Here is a 19,908-nt window from a genome sequence, read left to right on the forward strand (position 1 = left end):
GAAGAATGCACGGATCATCCGACCTGCATCCGTTTTCTGACGCATTTAGCCGTCAGCACGCAAAAAGGAAACGCACGAGGCCTTACCAGTCTTGTTTTTTGGCGGGATGGGGTGGGCGGTCAAAAATTCGGAGCATCCGTGGAATTGCGGTATCAGCAGCGCGTCAGGTATTCCAAAACTGTTTAAAAATCGTACAGCACGCGGCTGGACGCCTGCGAATTATAGCCAATACTTATATTCGCCAACGCAGCATCTCCCCCAAGTGCCAGCGTTGGTAAGGACACCTATGGATAGCGCGTCCTTGTTTACTCCTAATGGTCTTAACCCGGATTCACCCCCCAGAACCCGGGTTTTTTTTGCCCGCGATTTGCGGAGCGTCAGGGCGTGGCAAGCATCAAAGATTGAAAGGCAGCGCCACGCTTCCGGGCGAATCAGCCCTTGACGCGTGCCAGCGGGAACAGCCGCTTGAAGTTCTCGCTGGTCTGCTCGGCAAAACGCTCGTAAGTCTCGCCACGGAGCATCGCCAGAAACTCGGCCACTTCACGCACGTACTGCGGCAGGTTGGGCTTGCCCCGATACGGGATCGGCGCCAGGTAAGGCGAGTCGGTCTCGACCAGCAGCCGGTCGGCAGGCACCTTGCTGGCGACGTCCCGCAGCGCGTCGGCGTTGCGGAAGGTGACGATGCCGGACAGCGAGATATAGAACCCCAGATCCAGCGCGGCCTTGGCCATGTCCCAGTCTTCGGTGAAGCAATGCAGCACGCCCGCCTGAGGCAGCGCGGCCTCACGCAGCAGCTCCAGTGTGTCGGCCCGGGCACCACGGGTATGGACGATTACCGGCTTGCCGGTCACGTTGGCCGCTTGCAGATGAAGCCGGAACGAGGCCTGTTGCACCTCGGCTGCCTCAGGTTCGTAGTGATAATCCAGACCGGTTTCGCCGATGGCCACTACGCGCGGATGATTCAGCTCGCCGAGCAGCCACTCCAGCGCAGGCGCCTCGCCGGGCTTGAGGTCCAGCGGGTGAATACCGACCGAGCAGTCGACGTCGTCGTAGCGGTCAGCCAGCGCTTTTACGGCACCGGCATTTTCAGCGCTGACGCCGATGCACAGAAAATGCCCGACGCCGCGCTCTCTCGCCGCTTGCAGGGCGTTATCGAGGGAGCCGTCGTGGGCGCTGAGGTCGAGGCGGTCAAGGTGGCAATGGGAATCTACAAGCATGGTGGCGGGGGCAACTTACATCGTATGGGTAGGACGGTCGGATTTCAGAGCTCCGGCCAGGTAGTTTTCAATCATGTTGCGGGCGGTGTTGTCGCCATCGTTGAACTGCACGCCAACGCCAGCGGCGCGGTTCCCCTGAGCGCCCTTCGGCGTGATCCAGGTGACCTTGCCGGCAACCGGAATCTTTTCAGGCTCGTCCATCAGGTTGAGCAACATGAACACTTCATCGCCCAGCTTGTAGCTTTTGCTGGTGGGAATGAACAGGCCGCCGTTTTTGATGAACGGCATGTACGCGGCGTACAGGACGGACTTGTCCTTGATGGTCAGGGACAGAATGCCGTTACGTGGACCTGGACTCAGTGGCACGCTCATCTCGTTTCCTCAGGCAATGCATGATGTCATGCAGATGGCCAGTCTAACCCTGTCCGGTCAGGCCTGCCCACTGCACCAATAATGCTTCGAGCAACAAAACCCGGTTCAGGTTCGCTTTTGACATGACCTTCTGGCGCTGCAGCAACACCCAGTCCTGAATCGCCAGCACATTGCGCTGGGACGATTTCTGCGCCAGGTACTGCACGACCTTGCGCATGTCGGTCAGGCCGAGGCCCTCTTCGTCCTGGGTCAGTTGATAGCGCAGGATCAGGCTCGACCAGTCGCAGAACCAGTCGAACAGTAACAACAGCGGAATGTCTTTCCAGCCTTCGGCCAGCTGGGTTGGCGATTGCTGGCCCTTGAGCAGCTTTTTAACGCCCTCCACCACCAGCGCGCGCTGCTCATGAACGCCCTGGGCGTGCAGCTTGACCGCGACCAATGGCGAACCGGCCGCGAGGGTCAGCAGATCGGCGCGCTCCTGCTCTGTGCAGTCGGGCAGTGCATCGGCCAGCCAGGCGATGCTCATGGCATCGCTGGGCAGCGGACACGCCTGTTGCACGCAACGGCTCTTCACCGTGGGCAACAGCCGACTTGGCTGATGGCTGACCAGCAAGAGAATGGTGTTCCCCGAGGGCTCTTCCAGACTTTTCAGCAAGGCGTTGGCGGCGTTGATGTTCATCGCCTCGACCGGCTCGATCAGCACCACCTTGCGCCCGCCCATCTGCGCGGTCTGCACCACGAAACTGACCAGGTCTCGCACTTGATCGACCTTGATCGCCTTGTCGGCTTCTTCAGGCTCCAGCACGTAATGATCAGGGTGACTGCCGGCCGCCAGCAGCGAGCAGGATTTGCACTGACCACAGGCTTCAAGGCCTGCCGGGCGTTGGCACAACAGCAGGTACATCAAACGCTCGGCCAGCGCCCGCTTGCCGATGCCAGCAGGGCCGTGCAGCAAATAGGCGTGCGCATGCTGCTTGCGGCCTGCCAGTTGCTGCCACAGGCCGTGCTGCCAGGGGTAAGCCTCAGCCATGCCGGCGAGCCGCCAGCAGCGCGATCAAATCGGGAACCAGGACATCAAGGGACGCTTGCACTTCAGTCAGCGGCAGCGCCGCGTCCACCAGACGATAACGCTCGGGCGCCGCGGCCGCGCGGGAAAGGTAGGTGCTGCGGACCGCATCGAAGAACGCCCGGCCCTCTTGCTCGAAGCGGTCGAGCTGACCCCGGGCGGATGCGCGGGCCAGGCCGATCTCGATGGGCAGATCGAACACCAGGGTCAGATCCGGACGCAGCGCGCCCTGGACGAAATCTTCCAGCACGGCGATGCGCTCGATGGGCAGGCCGCGACCGCCTCCCTGATATGCGTATGTGGCATCGGTGAATCGGTCGCAAAGCACCACAGCGCCCCGCGCCAGCGCCGGACGAATCAGAGCAGCGAGGTGTTGCGCGCGGGCGGCGAACATCAGCAGCAGCTCTGTATCAACGAACATCTGCTCGTCACCGGGCGTCAACAGCAGCTCGCGGATACGCTCGGCCAATGGCGTACCGCCAGGTTCGCGGGTCAGGACGACATCAATGCCCTCACTGCGCAGGCGTTCGGCCAGATAGTCGCGGTTGGTGCTTTTGCCCGCGCCTTCGGGGCCTTCCAAGGTAATAAACAAGCCGGTCACGGGCAGTCCTTGATCAGATTCATGGCGAGTGTGCTCGCGGTTGTCATTTGCCGGGGTCACTGGCTGGGGGCGACGGAGCTGCAGCGTCTGTCTGAGGTTTCGGCGAGGGTTCGCTCGGGTCCGGCGCTGCGCCCTTACGCTCTTCAGACTTGGCCTCTTCAGGCTTGGACTGTGTCGCCTGCGCACCAGTACCTTGTGGATTTGGAGACTGCTGCGCGGATGCGGGCGTTTCCACGGCATCCACAGGCTGCGCCGGTACAACCACTGGCGCAGGACTGGAACGGTAGTCCGTGCGACGCTTGAGCTGGAATTCCTTCACCGCCGCGTTATGCGCATCCAGATCGGCGGAGAATACGTGACTGCCGTCCCCTCTTGCCACGAAGTACAGGCTGTTGCCGGCCACCGGGTGCATGGCCGCATGGATCGCTTCACGCCCGACCATGGAGATCGGCGTTGGTGGCAATCCGGAGATGACATAGGTGTTGTACGGCGTAGGCTCTTTCAGCAACGCCCGGGTGATCTTGCCGTTGTACCGATCGCCGAGGCCGTAAATGACGGTCGGATCGGTCTGCAGCAACATGCCCTGTTGCAAGCGACGCACGAACACGCCGGCAATCTGGCCGCGTTCCTGGGGCACGCCGGTTTCCTTCTCCACCAGCGACGCCATGATCAGCGCCTGGTAGGGATCGGTGTACGGCACATCGGGAGCGCGCTGGTCCCATTCTTCCTGAAGCACTTCATCCAGACGGTTGTAAGCTTGCTTGAGCAGCTCGACGTCGGTCATGCCGCGCACATAGCGGTAGGTGTCCGGGAAAAAACGGCCTTCCGGGAAGACGTCCGGATGCCCCAGCTTCGCCATCAACTCGGTGTCGCTGAGGTCGCTCGCCGTTTGCTCAAGCTTGACCTGCTTGCCCAACGCCGCGCGCACCTGTCGGAATGTCCAGCCCTCCACCAGGGTGACGCTGTACTGAACCACTTCACCTTTTTGCCAGAGGTCGAGCAGAGACTCGGCGTTCATGCCGGGCGCCATGCGGTATTCGCCGCTGTGCAGCGACTGATTCTGCAGATTGAAGCGCCAGTACAGCCGCAGCCAGAACGCATCCTTGATGACGCCTTCGGCTTGCAGCCGATTCAGCACGCCGGTCGGCGAAGAGCCCGACGGCACATCCAGAAGTTGTTCCTGGGTCAGATTGAGGGTCTGGTGCAGCGCGCTGTTCTGCTGCCAATAAGCCACACCCAGCAACAGCCCCGCCAGAACCACACCTGTTTCCAGCAAGACGAGTAATTTTCGGATCACGAATCAGATATCCAGAAGCCCGCGAACAAGGTGTTGGAGTTTACGGGTCAGCGGCCCAACCGGCCAGTTCAGATGCTCGACGCCACGCACGGGCCAGATGCCGTACACGCTGTTGCACACAAATACTTCATCGGCCTTTTGCAGGTCGGACATCTGCAGCTCCAGCTCGCGGGCTGGCATGTTCTCCCGCTCCGCCAGTGCCAAAATCTCGGCCCGCATCACACCGGCTACGCCACAGCGCCGCAGGTCCGGCGTCAGCAACACCCCGCCCTTGACCATAAACAGATTGCTGTGGACCGCTTCGACGATGCGCCCCGACACGTCCCGCATCAACCCTTCGGCGTAGTCGGCACTTTGCCATTCCCCACGGGCCATCACTTGCTCAAGACGATTAAGGTGCTTGAGCCCTGCCAACAGCGGCTGCTCGGCGAGACGGGTCTGACAGGCGAACAGTTTGATGCCCTGCTCTGCATGACTTTCAGGGTAAGCCGGCAGCGGACCTGCCTGGAGGATGCGTCGCGGCAGCGCGTCAGAAACGGGCGCATAGCCACGCACGCCGTCGCCCCGGGTGACGATGAGCTTCATCACGCCTTCACCCAATTGAGCGGCGAAGCGCCAGCACTCCTCCTCGACCAGCGCCAGATCGAGATTCAACGCAAGGCGCTGCGCACCCAGTGCCAGACGCTGCAAATGACGCTGGAAGAGCAATGGCTGTCCGGCCTTGACGAGGACGGTCTCGAAGAGACCATCGCCGTACGCCAACCCCCGATCCTTGACGGCTAGGGAGTCAGCTGAAAGGCCATCGATCCAGCTCACGGTCATTCGGCGTACCGGCGGAAGACCAGCGAGCCGTTGGTGCCACCGAAACCGAAGGAGTTGGAGATCACCACGTCGATCGGCATTTTGCGCGGCTCATGGGGAACGAAGTCCAGGTCGCAGCCTTCGTCCGGCTCGTCCAGGTTGATCGTCGGTGGCGCTACCTGATCCTTGATCGCCAGCACACTGAAAATCGCCTCGATTGCACCGGCGGCGCCCAGCAGATGGCCCGTCATCGACTTGGTCGAACTGACGGCCAGCTTGTAGGCGTGCTCGCCGAACACCTTCTTGATGGCGCTGACTTCAGCCAGATCGCCCGCAGGCGTCGAGGTGCCGTGGGCGTTGATGTATTGCACGTCTTCGGGACGGATCTTGGCATCGCGCAGGGCATTGGTGATACAGCGCGCAGCACCGGCGCCGTCATCGGGCGGCGAGGTCATGTGGAACGCGTCGCCGCTCATGCCGAAGCCGATCAGCTCGGCATAAATGGTCGCGCCACGCGCTTTGGCGTGCTCGAGTTCTTCGAGGACCATGGCGCCAGCACCGTTGGACAACACGAACCCGTCGCGGCCCTTGTCCCACGGACGGCTGGCGCGCTCAGGCTCATCGTTGCGGGTAGACAGCGCGCGCGAGGCGCCAAAGCCGCCCATGCCCAGACCGCAGGCCGCCATTTCAGCGCCGCCGGCAATCATCACGTCGGCTTCGTCGTAGGCGATGTTGCGCGCGGCCATGCCGATGCAGTGCGTGCTCGTCGTGCAAGCGGTGGCGATCGCGTAGTTGGGGCCCTGTGCGCCGAGATGGATCGACAGGAACCCGGAAATCATGTTGATGATCGACCCCGGTACGAAGAACGGGGAGATCTTGCCTGGGCCCTGCTCATGCATCAGCCGGCTGGTGTTCTCGATATTGGTGAGGCCCCCGATGCCCGATCCCATCGCTACGCCGACGCGCTCGCGATTGGTGTCGTCGATCTTGATACCGGAATTGCGCACGGCCTGAAAGCTGGCAGCCAGCCCGTACTGGATGAACAGGTCGAGTCTGCGGGCCTCTTTGGCCGACAGGTATTCCTCGACGTTGAACCCCTTCACCGAACCGCCAAAGCGGGTGGTGTATTGGGACAGGTCCGTGTGTTCGATAGGCCCAATGCCACTCTGGCCAGCCAGAATGCCTTGCCAGGTGCTCGGCACATCCGTGCCCAAAGGCGTCAGCATACCCATACCGGTGACCACGACGCGTCTACGCGACACAGGACTCTCCTTTCTTCTATTGATGAAACGCTGCCCTATTCAAAGAAAAAACCGCACGCCAGGGGCAGTGCGGTTTCTCCAGGACAACAAACTACGATTACAAAATCTTACGCCTGGTGGGCAGTAACGTAATCGATAGCCGCTTGAACAGTGGTGATCTTCTCGGCTTCTTCGTCAGGGATTTCGGTCTCGAATTCCTCTTCCAGAGCCATTACCAGCTCAACGGTATCAAGGGAGTCGGCACCCAGGTCTTCAACGAAAGAAGCACTGTTGGTGACTTCCTCTTCCTTGACGCCAAGTTGTTCGGCAACGATTTTCTTGACGCGCTCTTCGATGGTGCTCATACCGTGTTTTAACTCCTAGTGGACAAATTCAGGCAGCTGGCCGATGGGTAAGTGTATAGAAGAGGTTTTGCGCATTTCAAGCTAAACGCAATTCCCGCTACGCCCAACAGCTCTCTGCCCCTTAAAAGATTTCAGCTTTATAACGGATTTTAGACAGCCCGTATGACATTTTTTCGATACGACCGGTCACATGTACATGCCGCCGTTAACGGGGATTGTAGCCCCGGTAACGTAGCCTGCACCTTCTGAGGCAAGAAAAGCGACAACATGCGCGATCTCTTCTGCCTGCCCCAGTCGGCCCAGAGGAATCTGTGCCGTCAGGGAATCACGCTGTGCTTCCGGCAGCTCGCGCGTCATGTCGGTGTCGATGAAACCCGGCGTTACCGAGTTGACCGTCACTGCGCGCGACCCGACTTCACGTGCCAGGGCACGGCTGAAGCCTTCCAGACCCGCCTTGGCGGCTGCGTAGTTTACTTGACCTGCGTTGCCCATGGCACCCACCACCGAACCAATGCTGATGATCCGGCCCCAACGCGCCTTGGTCATCCCGCGCAGAACGCCCTTGGACAGGCGAAACAGGCTGTTCAGGTTGGTGTTGATGACATCATGCCACTCGTCATCCTTCATCCGCATGATCAGGTTGTCACGCGTGATCCCGGCGTTGTTGACCAGGATCAACGGCGCTCCGACGCGCTCGGTGATCTGCGCCAGAACACTGGTAACGGACTCGTTATTGCCTACGTCCAGCGCCAGGCCGAAACCTTCGATGCCGTTTTCCTTGAAATAAGCGGTGATCTTCTCGGCGCCGGCCTCGGACGTCGCCGTGCCTACGACAATGGCGCCGTTACGACCCAGTTCAAGGGCGATCGCCCGGCCAATGCCACGGCTCGCGCCGGTGACAAGTGCAACTTTACCCTGACTCATGCAGGCGTCTCCTAATCAGGCCAGCGCCGCACGAGCGGCGGCGAAGGCGTCTGGGGTATTGAGGTTGTGGGTGGCCACGCCATCGGCGCAACGCTTGTTCAATCCAGCGAGGACCTTGCCCGGGCCGCACTCGACCAGTTGCAGGGCGCCCTGGGCGGCCAGCGTCTGGATCGATTCGACCCAACGTACCGGCTTGTAGAGCTGCTGCAGCAGATCGGCTTTCAGCGTCTCGAGGTCGGAGACGACACTCGCGGTGACGTTCTGCACCAGCGAGATCTGCGGGACCTGCCAGTCAATGGCTGCGATCGCCTCAGCGAAGCGTTCCGCCGCCGGGCGCATCAGCTCGCAATGGGAAGGCACGCTGACCGGCAGCGGCAAGGCACGCTTGGCGCCTCTGGCCTTGCACACTTCGATGGCACGCTCCACGGCGGCCTTGGCACCGGCTATGACGACTTGTCCGGGCGAATTGAAATTCACCGCGCTGACCACATCGCCCTGAGCGGCTTCGGCACAGGCATCAATAACCACCGCATCGTCCAGACCCAGAATGGCCGCCATGCCGCCCTGCCCCGCAGGCACGGCGTCCTGCATCAACTGACCACGGCGCTCGACCAGCTTCACCGCGTCTGTGAGGGTCAGGCTGCCGGCCGCAACCAGCGCGCTGTACTCACCCAGACTGTGACCGGCGACATACGCCGGGCGCACGCCGCCTTCCGCCAGCCACAGACGCCACAAGGCGATCGATGCGGTGAGGATGGCAGGTTGGGTTTTATCGGTCTGGTTGAGGCTCTCTTCAGGGCCCTGCTGGGTCAACGCCCAGAGGTCGTAGCCCAGAGCGGCGGAAGCCTCTTTGAACGTCTCCAGCACCAGCGGATGCTGCGCGCCCAGCTCGGCCAGCATGCCGAGGGACTGCGAGCCCTGGCCCGGAAAGACAAATGCGACGGAAGCAGACATTAACAAGCCCCTGATTATTCTCGTCAAAATGAGCGTCCGGCGGGCCGAACGCGAGGTAATTCAATGTGTTGCGATGGACAGTTGGATGACCATGCGGTCACAGGCGTCACATTCTAGCCCAAGACGCCCGTCGAAGCCTTAAAGCAGATCGTCCAGACGACCGCGCAAGCGCTGCGGCAGGTTTTCCTGAATCTCGATCAGCGCCCGCTGTATCGCGCTCTGGAACCCCTGTGCATCGGCCGAGCCGTGGCTCTTTACCACGATGCCCTGCAGACCGAGAAAGCTGGCGCCGTTGTGCCGCGCCGGGGCCAGATCGGCCTTGAGCCTGCCGAGTACAGGCCTTGCCATCAAACCCACCAGCCGCGACAGCACGTTGCGGCGAAACAGCCGCTCAATGCGCTCGCCAATCATCATTGCCAGGCCTTCGCTGGACTTCAGCAGCACATTGCCGACGAAGCCATCGCAGACCACGACATCTGCCTCACCCCGATACAACCCATCGCCTTCGACGAAGCCGATGTAATTCAGCCCAGGTGCAGCCTGTAGCAGACTGGCCGCCAACTTGACCTGCTGATTGCCCTTGATGTCTTCGGTACCGACGTTCAGCAGTGCGACTCTGGGTCGCACCACACCCAGCGCCTCCGCCGCCACCGAACCCATCACGGCGAACTGATAAAGATGCTCGGCGGTGCAATCCACGTTCGCGCCCAGATCCAGCAGCTGGCAATAACCGCCCTGTGTCGGAATTGCAGCCACCATGGCTGGTCGGTCGATGCCCGGCAGGGTTTTCAGCACGAATCGGGACAGCGCCATCAAGGCACCGGTATTACCTGCGCTGACGCAGGCATGGACCTTGCCCTCGGCGAGAAGCCCCAGCGCAACACGCATCGACGAATCAGGCTTGCCACGCAAGGCCTGGGACGGACGCTCATCCATGGTGATTATTTCACTGGCGTGCACAACGTGCAGGCGCGAGCGATCGACACCGGAGTGGCGTGCGATGAGTTCTTCAAGAAGGGAGGATTGACCGACGAGGGTCAGGTGTAACGAGGGAGTAGCAAGCAGGCAGGCAATGCTGGCCTGAACAATGTTGCGGGGACCGAAGTCCCCGCCCATTGCGTCGATCGCGATGACCGGAGCAGACAAGAAATTACTCGTCAGCGCCCTTGTCGATCACTTTACGGCCACGGTATACGCCTTCTGGCGATACGTGGTGACGCAGGTGAACTTCACCGGTGGTTTTTTCTACAGACAGAGTGCTAGCCTCGAGAGCGTCGTGGGAACGACGCATGTCACGGGCAGAGCGGGATTTTTTGTTCTGCTGAACAGCCATAATTGATTAACTCCTAAACGTTTGGGTCACGCTTTAACTGCGCCAATACACTGAACGGGTTGGACCGCGTTACCTCGTCCTCGCTCGGCTCGGACTCATTAAGGTCCGCCGGCGGCTGGCATTCTTTCGGATCATGAGTTGGAACAATGGGCAAGGCGAGCAGAAGCTCATCCTCGATCAAAGCCAGCAGATCCATGGGATCTTCGCCGAGTTCCAGCACGTCATAGCCTTTCGGCAACGACTGGGTGTTTGCACCCTCCTTCACCACCGCATAACTGCATTCGCTGTGGATCGGAAAGGTGACCAGCTCAAGACAACGCTGGCAAACCATTTTGACTTCGACGTCAATTTCACTGTGGATAACCACAGCTCGCTGCTCGTCTCGCTCAAAAACGAATTTCGCCTGCACCGTACCGAGATTGTCAGCAAGCGGGTCGCAGAGTCTCTCCAAATCAGCCAGCAGCATCTCTCCCTGAAGAGTAGTGCCACGATCAGCTAATTTGCGCGGGTCAACGTGAGGTGGAATCGGGTCATTCAACATAGGCGCAGCATTCTAGGGACGACCCTTGCGACTGTCAAAGGAAATTCAGGCCTGTTCGCCACCGGAGCCGCTGATTACACTCGACTTTCATGTTACGGAGCCACCCATGCTGCCTCTCCTCCTTGCTTCCAGCTCTCCCTATCGCCGCGAATTGCTCGACCGCCTGCGATTGCCATTCGTCTGCGCGTCGCCCGACATCGATGAAAGCCGTCGGCCAAACGAGCCGGCAATCGACCTTGTCACCCGCCTGGCGCGCGAGAAAGCCATGGCACTGGCCGAACAATTCCCCGACCACCTGATTATCGGCTCGGACCAGGTGGCAGTGCTCGGCGAGCAGATCCTCGGCAAGCCCCACACTTTCGAGCGCGCGCTGGAACAGCTCCAGGCGAGCAGCGGCAACAGCGTCAGCTTCCTCACCGGCCTTGCGCTCTTCAACAGCCACACAGGTCAGTGCCAGGTGGGTTGCGTGCCCTTCACCGTGCACATGCGCCAACTGGACGACACTCGCATCAGCCGCTACCTCCATGCCGAACAACCCTATGACTGCGCAGGCAGCTTCAAGGCCGAGGGACTGGGCGTCAGCCTGTTCCGCAGCACTGAGGGCCCGGATGCGACCAGTCTGATCGGCCTTCCTTTAATACGCCTGGTGGACATGCTGATGAACGAAGGCGTCGAGTTGCCGTGATACTGATGCGAAAAGCCCGACCAATGGCCGGGCTTCTCATCACACATCAAGACTGTAACGATCAGCGCAGGGACGGCCCTTTGAAGCCTGCCCACATCGCGATCTGCTCGGCGACGCTGGCGCCCATCTTTTTAGAGAAACGATCGAACGGCGACTCTTTAACCGTGTAATCGACCATCTCCTTCTCGCCGATGATATCTCGCGCCACGTAGCTGGCGCTGCCTAGCCCATCGACCAGACCCAGGCCCACTGCCTGCTCACCCGTCCAGACCAGACCCGAGAACAACTCCGGATGGTCCTTGTCTTTCAGGCGATCACCGCGACCCGCCTTCACGCTGGCGATGAACTGCTTGTGGGTGGTGTCCAGAACACCCTGCCAGAACGCAGTCTCGTCAGGCTTTGGCGGCTGGAACGGGTCAAGGAATGCCTTGTGCTCGCCCGAGGTATAGGTACGACGGTCAACGCCGAGCTTTTCCATCGTGCCGACGAAACCGAAACCGGCCGCGGTGACACCGATCGAACCCACCAGACTGGCTTTGTCCGCGTAGATCTGGTCGGCGGCGCTGGCGATGTAATACGCACCGGACGCTCCGAGATCAGTGATCACTGCATACACCTTGATGTCCGGCTTCTGCGCACGCAGACGGCGGATTTCATCGTAGATATAGCCGGACTGCACCGGACTGCCGCCCGGGCTGTTGATGCGCAGAATCACGCCCTTGGTTTTTTCGTCTTCGAACGCTGCCCGCAGACTGCCAACGATGTTGTCGGCACTCGCGGCCTCGGTGTCAGCGATCATGCCCTTCACTTCGATCAGCGCGGTGTGGCTGGTGCTGCGTGAACCGCCCTTGCCGAAATCCATCAGCGGCGAGAACAACGCCAGCGCGCCGAACAGATAAAGAAAGGTCAGGGATTTGAAGAAGATCCCCCAGCGCCGCGACCGGCGCTGCTCCTGCACGCTGGCGAGCAGGGTCTTTTCCAGCAGTTTCCAGCTTTTTGCATCCCCTGCGTCATCGCGCTCTGGCGAAGACGGAGACTTCCATTCGTCCGACATAGATCATTGACCCCAACAACGAAGTTTCAGCAGTCCGCGCACCCAACCAGGTGCGCAATTCGGAAAAGTGCTCGATCGCCAGACGCGGCTGGTACTGAAGCAGAGAGCCTAGCGTTTGCGCGCCGTACCCGACAGCCACTGAATCCATTCCGGCGTTACGTGCCATCAACAGATCGAATGAAGCATCGCCAACCATCAGGGCCCTTTCAGGCCTGACGCCGCAATGTTGCAGGATTTCATTGAGCATCAGCGGATCAGGCTTGCTGGCCGTTTCGTCCGCTGCGCGCGTGGCGTCGAAGAAGTCGCCCCAGCCATGGGCCTTGAGGACACGATCCAGACCCCGCCGGGCCTTGCCGGTGGCGACCGCCAGACGATAACCCTCGGCACGGAACGCCTCCAGCGACTCACGGACACCTTCGAACAGCTTCGACGGCTCGACGTCCATCGCCATGTAATGGTCGGCGTAGTGTTGCCGGAAATCGATCAGGTCGCTGTCAGTGATGTCCGGGTACAACGTGCGAATCGCCTCCGGCAAACCCAGACCAATGATGCCCTTGATTGCTTCATCATCACGGACCGGGCGAAAGGCAAGCTGCGCGGCGGCCTGCATCGCATCGACGATACGGCCGACGGAGTCAGACAGCGTACCGTCCCAGTCGAAGATCAGCAGTTCGTAATCAGGGCGCAAGCAGGAGTCGCTCCACGGTCTTGGCCCACATCTCGTCGACGGGCGCTTCGAGTTTCAACTCGCCGCCATCCGGCAGCGGCACGGTCAGGGCATACGCATGGAGGAACAGGCGCTTGCCCCCGAGGTCACGGATCTCGCGACTGAAATCCTCATCACCGTACTTGGGGTCACCGGCAATGCAGTGACCGGCATGCAAGGCATGCACGCGAATCTGGTGGGTACGGCCGGTGATGGGCCGGGCTTCGACCATGGTGGCGAAGTCTCCGAAGCGGCGCAGGACCTTGAACAGGGTCAGCGCCTCCTTGCCCTCGTCGTTGACCTCGACCATGCGCTCGCCGGAGCGAAGGTTGCTTTTGAGCAACGGCGCACGGACCTGCTTCTGCGCGGTCGGCCAGTTTCCACGGACCAGCGCCATGTAGCGCTTGTCCACGCCGTCGCCGCGCAACTGCTCATGCAGGTGACGCAACATGCTGCGTTTCTTGGCGATCATCAACAGCCCGGAGGTGTCACGGTCCAGGCGGTGGACCAGCTCCAGCTCCTTGGCGTCGGGGCGCAGCTGACGAAAGGCTTCGATGACGCCAAAGCTCAATCCGCTACCGCCGTGAACCGCGATGCCAGCGGGCTTGTTGAGGACGATCAGTCCCTTGTCTTCGTGGACAATGGCGGCTTCAAGGCGCTGCAGCAAACCCTGGGCAACCGGCACAGGCTCGTCGCGCTCAGGCACGCGAACGGGCGGGACGCGCACGACATCGCCCGCCTGAAGCTTGTACTCGGGCTTGATCCGGCCCTTGTTCACACGCACTTCGCCCTTGCGCAAAATGCGGTAAATCAAGGTCTTGGGAACGCCCTTGAGGTACGTGATCAGAAAGTTATCGATGCGTTGACCGGCAAATTCCGGCGCAACCTCTACCAGCCGGACGCCGGGGGTTGGGGGGGTGATATTTGTCATGGCGCAAATCATAACAATTTTTTATGGATTTGAAGCACTTAATGATTGCTGCTATAGTCGCGAACGCCGCCAAAAGCGGCCTGGACAGCGGACAAACGGTATGACAACCGGCCCTGCCCAACGCAATTCACGAGGGCGCGAGGCCGTCCTACGGGGCTTTCGGTGACAACGGAAGATATGCAAGCGTAACGAGCGCAGGTGACATGAGGCCTGAAACAAGCCCGATCGCAGAGTGAGTCACTCGCCATCGAGGCCCACGTTCAAGGCCAGTTCACAAAGTGCAGTCGCTGGCAGTCGCTCCGGGCGAATGCTTCGGAAACCACGCCTTATTTGAGCCATGACGCGCGAACTTCCCATGGAAGATTGCGATAAATGCAACCCGCTGCGGATTCAGCGCGCGGCAGCACCCGAATTATCAGGGATACGTGTGGGGTGGAGACGCACAACCGTCGGACTGTGTAGCACAAGGCTTTATTCAAGACGCTTCATATCGTCCGCTACCGATGGTTGATTCCTCCTCCTGACAAAGCTTTTGCTGACAGGGTGTCATTTGTCACCACAGCAAGCAGGAACGTCGTCGCGACTCGGCCCCGCTGGCCGAACCTCGTTAGACACTGGAGTGTTCAAGCACTCCTGACGTGCCCTGACACCGACCGTGAGAAGTCGTGTGTGCCGAACGCCGTTTCCGGCAGCCCGGAAACCGACGGTACTACATGAAAAGAATGCTGATTAACGCAACTCAACCCGAAGAGTTGCGTGTTGCGCTGGTAGACGGCCAGCGCCTCTACGACCTGGACATCGAATCCGGGGCCCGCGAACAGAAGAAGGCCAACATCTATAAAGGCCGGATCACGCGTATCGAACCCAGCCTTGAAGCCGCGTTTGTCGACTTCGGCTCCGAGCGTCACGGCTTTCTGCCGCTGAAAGAAATCTCCCGCGAATACTTCAAGAAGTCGCCTGAAGGCCGCGTCAACATCAAGGACGTCCTGAGCGAAGGCCAGGAAGTCATCGTTCAGGTCGAGAAAGAAGAGCGTGGCAACAAGGGCGCGGCCCTGACCACGTTCATCAGCCTCGCAGGCCGTTATCTGGTCCTGATGCCGAACAACCCGCGCGCCGGCGGCATCTCGCGTCGTATCGAAGGCGAAGAGCGCAATGAACTGCGTGAAGCGCTGAACGGCCTGATCGCCCCTGCCGACATGGGGCTGATCGTTCGTACTGCCGGTCTTGGCCGCAGCAGCGAAGAAATGCAGTGGGACCTCGATTACCTGCTGCAACTGTGGACCGCGATCAAAGAGGCTTCCCTCGACCGCTCCGCGCCGTTCCTGATCTATCAGGAAAGCAACGTCATCATCCGCGCCATCCGCGACTATCTGCGCCAGGACATCGGCGAAGTGCTGATCGACAGCGTTGAAGCCCAGGAAGAAGCGCTGACGTTCATTCGTCAGGTGATGCCGCAGTACGCCAGCAAGATCAAACTCTACGAAGACAGCGTTCCGCTGTTCAACCGTTTCCAGATCGAAAGCCAGATCGAAACCGCCTTCCAGCGTGTCGTCGAACTGCCTTCCGGTGGCTCCATCGTCATCGATCCGACCGAAGCCCTGGTGTCCATCGACATCAACTCGGCGCGCGCCACCAAAGGCAGCGACATCGAAGAGACCGCCCTGCAGACCAACCTTGAAGCGGCTGAGGAAATCGCCCGTCAACTGCGTCTGCGCGACATCGGCGGTCTGATCGTCATCGACTTCATCGACATGACCCCGGCCAAGAACCAGCGCGCCGTGGAAGAAAAGGTCCGTGAAAGCCTCGAGGCCGACCGCGCCCGCGTTCAGGTCGGTCGCATCTCGCGCTTCGGCCTGCTGGAAATGTCCCGTCAGCGTCTGCGTCCCTCCCTGGGCGAGAGCAGCGGCATTGTCTGCCCGCGTTGCAACGGCACCGGCATCATCCGTGACGTTGAATCGCTGTCGCTGGCCATCCTGCGCCTGATCGAAGAAGAAGCGCTGAAAGACCGCACTGCCGAAGTGCGTGCTCAAGTGCCGATCCCGGTCGCTGCGTTCCTGCTCAACGAAAAACGCAACTCGATCACCAAGATCGAACTGCGCACCCGCGCGCGCATCATCATCCTGCCGAACGACCATCTCGAGACGCCGCACTTCGAAGTGCAGCGTCTGCGTGATGACAGTCCGGAAGCTCACAGCCTGCAGACCAGCTATGAAATCGCTGCCGCTGCTGCTGAAGTGGAAGAAGTGGCACCGCCTGCCGCCGCTACCCGCACCCTGGTTCGCCAGGAAGCGGCAGTCAAGACCGCCCCGGCCCGCGCCAATGCACCGGTTCCGGTTGAAGCCGCTGCGCCGGTCGCCGCTGCCCCCGCACCGGTCGCCCACGAGCCAAGCCTGTTCAAAGGTCTGGTGAAATCGCTGGTCAGCCTGTTCGCTTCCAAGGAAGAGCCTGCTCCCGCGCCTGCGGCCGTGGTCGAAAAACCGGCTGCCGAGCGTCCTGCGCGCAACGACGAGCGCCGTAATGGCCGTCAGCAGAGCCGCAGCCGTAACGGTCGCCGTGACGAGGAACGCAAGCCGCGTGAAGAACGTGCGCCGCGTGCCGATCGCGAAGAACGCGCACCTCGTGAAGAACGTGCCCCACGTGAGGAGCGCGCGCCTCGTGAAGAGCGTGCAACGCGCGAGCCGCGTGAGACCCGTGACGAAACCACTGCACCACGCGAAGAGCGTCCGGCCCGTGCGCCGCGCGAAGAGCGTCAACCACGTACCTCGCGTGAAGACCGCAAGCCTCGTGAAGAGCGTGTGCGTGAACTGCGTGAGCCGATCGATGCCGCTCCGGCTGTCAATCTGCCCCGCGAAGAACGCCCTGAGCGCGCCCCGCGTGAAGAGCGTCAGCCACGTGCGCCGCGTGAAGAGCGCCAACCACGAGCTGAACAGGCTCCAGTTGCTGTCGAAGACGAAGCCCTGCTGACCACCGAAGAGCAACAGGATGACAACCAGGAGCACGCCGAAGGCGATCGCCCTCGTCGTCGTTCACGCGGTCAGCGTCGTCGCAGCAACCGTCGCGAGCGTCAGCGTGATGCCAACGGCAATGAAATCGAAGGCAGCGAAGGCGTTGAGGGTTCAGAAGGTTCTGAAGCCATTAACGGCGAAGGCAACGAGCACGGTCATGAGTCCCATGACGAAGTGCACGCGAACGCAGACCGCGGCAATGTCGCCGCCAGTGCAAGCGTTGCTGCCGTAGCGGAGCGCGTTATCAGCGCCACTGCCGAAGCCGATGCCCACCGCCAGGCTGAACGCGCCACCGCATCCGTTGACGCCAGCGCGACTGACGCTGCACCGGCCGCTCAGGCTTTCGAAGCAGCACCAGAAGCACCGGTCGTCGAGGCCCCTGCGCCTGAAGCCAAGCGTTCGGTTATGCCGGAAGTTGAAGTGGCCACATTCGACGCCTCGCTGAGCCCGTTCGAACGTCAGGTGAAAGCAGCTGCTGAAGCCGAATCGAACGACGCGCCAGCCAGTGCCGAGATCCCGGTCGCTGTTGACGTGCCCGCGTTCATGGAAGCTCCGGCTTCTGCACCGGTCCACGAGGTCGTTGAAGTGGCCGTCGCTGAGCCGGTTCACGTCGTGGAGCCTGTTGAGGCGGCAGAGCCTGTCAAAGCACCTGAGCTCGTTCAGATTACTGAACCTGCACAAGCTGCAGAGCCCGTGCAGGCCAAGGCCTCGGAAATCGATGCGCCAACAGTGGTTGAACCGGCTGCCCAACAGCCTGTAGCGGCTGAACCGGTCATCGCGCCAGCCGTCGAAGCGCCAGCTCAGACCGCAGCACCGGAAATCGTCGCCGCACCAGTGGCAGTCGAAACTCCTCAGGCGCCGGTTGCAGAACCTGTTGCTGAAGAGACGCCAGCGCTTCCGGTTGCCAGCAATGGCCGTGCACCGAACGATCCTCGTGAAGTGCGCCGCCGTCGTCTGGAAGCCGAGCGTCAGCAGAAAGAGGCGCAAGCCTCGGATGAGCCTAAGCCGCTCGTTTAATCGCCGGTAAATGAAAAGCCCCACCTGTGTGAGCAGGTGGGGCTTTTTTATGCCTGGCGTTTAGGAGTGTGGAAGTTAGCGCGGTTGGGCTTGACTGAGATCAGCGCGGTTTAAAGGTCAACGCAGCAGGCACGTCTACATCCCACAACACACCCGGGTCGTCGACCTCGACCTCCTTGATCCGCGCGCCCTGGAAAAGCCGCTTGGCGCCCTTCTCCCCAGCCAGTGCCATGAGCGCTGGCCCGAACGCACGACCAAAAGCGACAGGATGCCCATACCGTCCGCCATGGACCGGCACGCTGATGGCGTCGTCCTCCACCGAACGCGTTAAGCGCTCGAGTGTGTCCACATGAATGAAGGGCATGTCGCCCAAGGCAATCAACCAGCCGCGATGGGCGGGCTCGGCCGAGACGGCAGCGGCGATGCTGTCGCCCATGCCGGGGGAATCCAGCACCACCACTTCATAGCCATGGCGCAGGCCCAACTCGGCAACGCTGCAGTAGTCGGATCGGGTCAACAGGACGGTTTTGTCGGCGAAGGGTTTTACGTTGGCGAGCACCTGTTCCAGCACCGATCGCTCCATGCCATCACGCCCGACGCATTGCGCGAGCAGTTTGTTGCGGTGGTGACCGGCAACCGCTCGGTAACGGCTGCCGAGGCCCGCAGCCAGCACGATGGCACACAGGGTGTCACTCATGTTCAACCCTCATGGGATACACGATGACTGAAGCTCAGCCGGGGAAAGGCGATCCCCGGTTCTTGCTCAATACAGATTGGGTTCCATTTCCAGCGCAACGCCGAAGCGTTCGAGAATGTCCGCCTGGATCCGCTGCGCAAGGCCGAGCAATTGCCCGCCGGATGCCTCGCCATAGTTGACCAGTACCAACGACTGCAGCGCGTGAACGCCAGCGTCGCCGTCACGAAAGCCCTTCCAGCCCGCCTGCTCGATCAACCAGCCGGCCGCCAGCTTTACCTGACCATCGGCCTGAGGGTAGCCGACCACGCCAGGATGGGTGAGCTTGATGGCAGCAACACGCTCGGCGGACACCAGCGGGTTCTTGAAGAAGCTCCCGGCATTGCCCAGCGTCGCGGGGTCCGGCAGTTTTTCGCTGCGAATGGCGCAGATCGCCCGGCTTACGTGCATCGGCGAAGGCTGTTTGATGCCTTGCTCTTCCAGGCGCTGACGCACCGGACCGTAATCGAGATGAAGGTTGGCCGAATAGCTGAGCTTGAAGCGAACCCGCAGGATCAGCCAGCGATTTGGCTGATGCTTGAACAGGCTGTCCCGATAACCGAACTCGCAGTCGGCCAGGGCAAATTCCCGCAACTCGCCGCTGTGTCGGTCGATCGCCGTGAGACTGTGGAAAACATCCTTGAGCTCAACGCCGTAAGCGCCGATGTTTTGCATCGGTGCAGCGCCGACGGTACCGGGGATCAGGCTGAGGTTTTCCAGCCCGGCCAACCCCTGGGCGAGCGTGTCCAGCACGAAAGGATGCCAGGGCTCGCCCGCCTCCGCTTCGACAATGGCGCCGTCGCAATCCTCGTGAACGATCCGGATGCCGCGGTTGGCCATGCGCAACACGAGGGCATCGACATCACGGGTCAGCAGCAAGTTACTGCCGCCGCCGATGACCATCAACGGCACGTCGTGGCTGGCCGAATACGCGAGGGCCTCGCGAACGTCGTCGTCGTTGAACGCCTCGGCAAAACGCCGGGCATGCACATCCACGCCGAACGTGTTGTAGGCTTTGAGAGACACCTCGTGTTGCACATTCAGCGTCATGGGTGCATCCGCGAA

At 61.1% G+C, this 19,908-nt stretch carries 20 protein-coding genes; 2 read left to right on the forward strand and 18 right to left on the reverse strand.

The genetic code is table 11. The features are described from left to right. Nucleotides 1-431 precede the first annotated feature (431 nt). The 13 genes from BMY98_RS09960 to BMY98_RS10020 form a co-directional block, all read right to left on the reverse strand. A complete protein-coding gene (locus BMY98_RS09960) occupies nt 432-1,217 on the reverse strand; it encodes a TatD family hydrolase (protein WP_074888107.1) in 786 nt (261 codons plus the stop codon). Nucleotides 1,218-1,232: 15 nt separating this feature from the next. Next, nucleotides 1,233-1,589: a PilZ domain-containing protein gene (locus BMY98_RS09965; protein WP_037011754.1), complete on the reverse strand. Its 357-nt coding sequence runs from the start codon at nt 1,587-1,589 to the stop codon at nt 1,233-1,235. Between the two features lie 43 nt (nt 1,590-1,632). After that, nucleotides 1,633-2,619 (reverse strand): DNA polymerase III subunit delta', encoded by a 987-nt coding sequence (locus BMY98_RS09970; RefSeq protein ID WP_074888110.1) that lies wholly within the window; start codon nt 2,617-2,619, stop codon nt 1,633-1,635. Next, on the reverse strand, nt 2,612-3,256 hold the full coding sequence (gene tmk / locus BMY98_RS09975; protein WP_074888113.1) for a dTMP kinase: 645 nt from the start codon (nt 3,254-3,256) through the stop codon (nt 2,612-2,614). The genes BMY98_RS09970 and tmk overlap by 8 nt, the downstream gene beginning before the upstream one ends. A 43-nt stretch (nt 3,257-3,299) precedes the next feature. Continuing rightward, complete coding sequence (gene mltG, locus BMY98_RS09980; RefSeq protein WP_074888118.1) at nt 3,300-4,553, reverse strand: endolytic transglycosylase MltG; 1,254 nt, start codon at nt 4,551-4,553, stop codon at nt 3,300-3,302. A gap of 3 nt (nt 4,554-4,556) precedes the next feature. Then, a complete protein-coding gene (pabC, locus tag BMY98_RS09985; protein WP_074888121.1) occupies nt 4,557-5,375 on the reverse strand; it encodes an aminodeoxychorismate lyase in 819 nt (272 codons plus the stop codon). Beyond that, the gene (gene fabF, locus BMY98_RS09990) at nt 5,372-6,616 is read right to left on the reverse strand and encodes a beta-ketoacyl-ACP synthase II (protein WP_074888124.1); all 1,245 of its coding nucleotides are present in this window, start codon (nt 6,614-6,616) and stop codon (nt 5,372-5,374) included. Before fabF ends, pabC begins: the two co-directional genes overlap by 4 nt. 107 nt (nt 6,617-6,723) lie before the next feature. Continuing rightward, nucleotides 6,724-6,960 carry an acyl carrier protein gene (acpP, locus tag BMY98_RS09995; protein WP_016973676.1) on the reverse strand — a complete coding sequence of 79 codons (237 nt, stop codon included), beginning with the start codon at nt 6,958-6,960 and terminating at the stop codon, nt 6,724-6,726. A gap of 186 nt (nt 6,961-7,146) precedes the next feature. Continuing rightward, complete coding sequence (gene fabG, locus BMY98_RS10000) at nt 7,147-7,884, reverse strand: 3-oxoacyl-ACP reductase FabG (protein ID WP_074888127.1); 738 nt, start codon at nt 7,882-7,884, stop codon at nt 7,147-7,149. Nucleotides 7,885-7,899: 15 nt separating this feature from the next. Then, on the reverse strand, nt 7,900-8,838 hold the full coding sequence (fabD, locus tag BMY98_RS10005; protein ID WP_074888130.1) for an ACP S-malonyltransferase: 939 nt from the start codon (nt 8,836-8,838) through the stop codon (nt 7,900-7,902). Nucleotides 8,839-8,976: 138 nt separating this feature from the next. Beyond that, complete coding sequence (gene plsX, locus BMY98_RS10010; RefSeq protein WP_074888133.1) at nt 8,977-9,984, reverse strand: phosphate acyltransferase PlsX; 1,008 nt, start codon at nt 9,982-9,984, stop codon at nt 8,977-8,979. A 4-nt stretch (nt 9,985-9,988) separates the two neighbouring features. Further along, on the reverse strand, nt 9,989-10,171 hold the full coding sequence (gene rpmF, locus BMY98_RS10015) for a 50S ribosomal protein L32 (protein ID WP_003179396.1): 183 nt from the start codon (nt 10,169-10,171) through the stop codon (nt 9,989-9,991). A 13-nt stretch (nt 10,172-10,184) separates the two neighbouring features. Beyond that, entirely contained in the window at nt 10,185-10,712 is a 528-nt protein-coding gene (locus tag BMY98_RS10020; protein WP_074888135.1) for a YceD family protein, read from the reverse strand. A 106-nt stretch (nt 10,713-10,818) separates the two neighbouring features. Between BMY98_RS10020 and BMY98_RS10025 the strand changes: the two genes are divergently transcribed. Next, nucleotides 10,819-11,397 carry a Maf family protein gene (locus BMY98_RS10025; RefSeq protein WP_074888138.1) on the forward strand — a complete coding sequence of 193 codons (579 nt, stop codon included), beginning with the start codon at nt 10,819-10,821 and terminating at the stop codon, nt 11,395-11,397. 61 nt (nt 11,398-11,458) lie between these two features. Here the strand turns inward: BMY98_RS10025 and sppA are convergent, their stop codons facing one another. Genes sppA through rluC form a run of 3 tightly spaced genes read right to left on the reverse strand, consistent with a single transcriptional unit; the run spans nt 11,459 to nt 14,088 of the window. After that, nucleotides 11,459-12,451, reverse strand: a complete 993-nt coding sequence (sppA, locus tag BMY98_RS10030; protein ID WP_074888143.1) for a signal peptide peptidase SppA — start codon at nt 12,449-12,451, stop codon at nt 11,459-11,461. Continuing rightward, nucleotides 12,408-13,139 carry an HAD-IA family hydrolase gene (locus tag BMY98_RS10035; protein WP_074888146.1) on the reverse strand — a complete coding sequence of 244 codons (732 nt, stop codon included), beginning with the start codon at nt 13,137-13,139 and terminating at the stop codon, nt 12,408-12,410. The genes sppA and BMY98_RS10035 overlap by 44 nt, the downstream gene beginning before the upstream one ends. Next, complete coding sequence (gene rluC / locus BMY98_RS10040; RefSeq protein WP_074888150.1) at nt 13,129-14,088, reverse strand: 23S rRNA pseudouridine(955/2504/2580) synthase RluC; 960 nt, start codon at nt 14,086-14,088, stop codon at nt 13,129-13,131. Before rluC ends, BMY98_RS10035 begins: the two co-directional genes overlap by 11 nt. Before the next feature lie 713 nt (nt 14,089-14,801). Between rluC and rne the strand changes: the two genes are divergently transcribed. Further along, nucleotides 14,802-18,110: a ribonuclease E gene (gene rne / locus BMY98_RS10045; protein WP_425438863.1), complete on the forward strand. Its 3,309-nt coding sequence runs from the start codon at nt 14,802-14,804 to the stop codon at nt 18,108-18,110. Between the two features lie 100 nt (nt 18,111-18,210). Here rne and BMY98_RS10050 read toward each other — a convergent pair whose 3' ends face one another. Together BMY98_RS10050 and murB are read right to left on the reverse strand one after the other, a co-directional pair. Then, on the reverse strand, nt 18,211-18,807 hold the full coding sequence (locus tag BMY98_RS10050) for a nucleotidyltransferase family protein (protein WP_074888153.1): 597 nt from the start codon (nt 18,805-18,807) through the stop codon (nt 18,211-18,213). A gap of 66 nt (nt 18,808-18,873) precedes the next feature. Next, nucleotides 18,874-19,893, reverse strand: coding sequence for a UDP-N-acetylmuramate dehydrogenase (gene murB, locus BMY98_RS10055; protein ID WP_074888157.1), 1,020 nt, complete (start codon nt 19,891-19,893; stop codon nt 18,874-18,876). Nucleotides 19,894-19,908 lie beyond the last annotated feature (15 nt).

The sequence above is a fragment of the Pseudomonas graminis genome, from assembly GCF_900111735.1.
In the GTDB taxonomy this organism is placed as follows: domain Bacteria; phylum Pseudomonadota; class Gammaproteobacteria; order Pseudomonadales; family Pseudomonadaceae; genus Aquipseudomonas; species Aquipseudomonas graminis.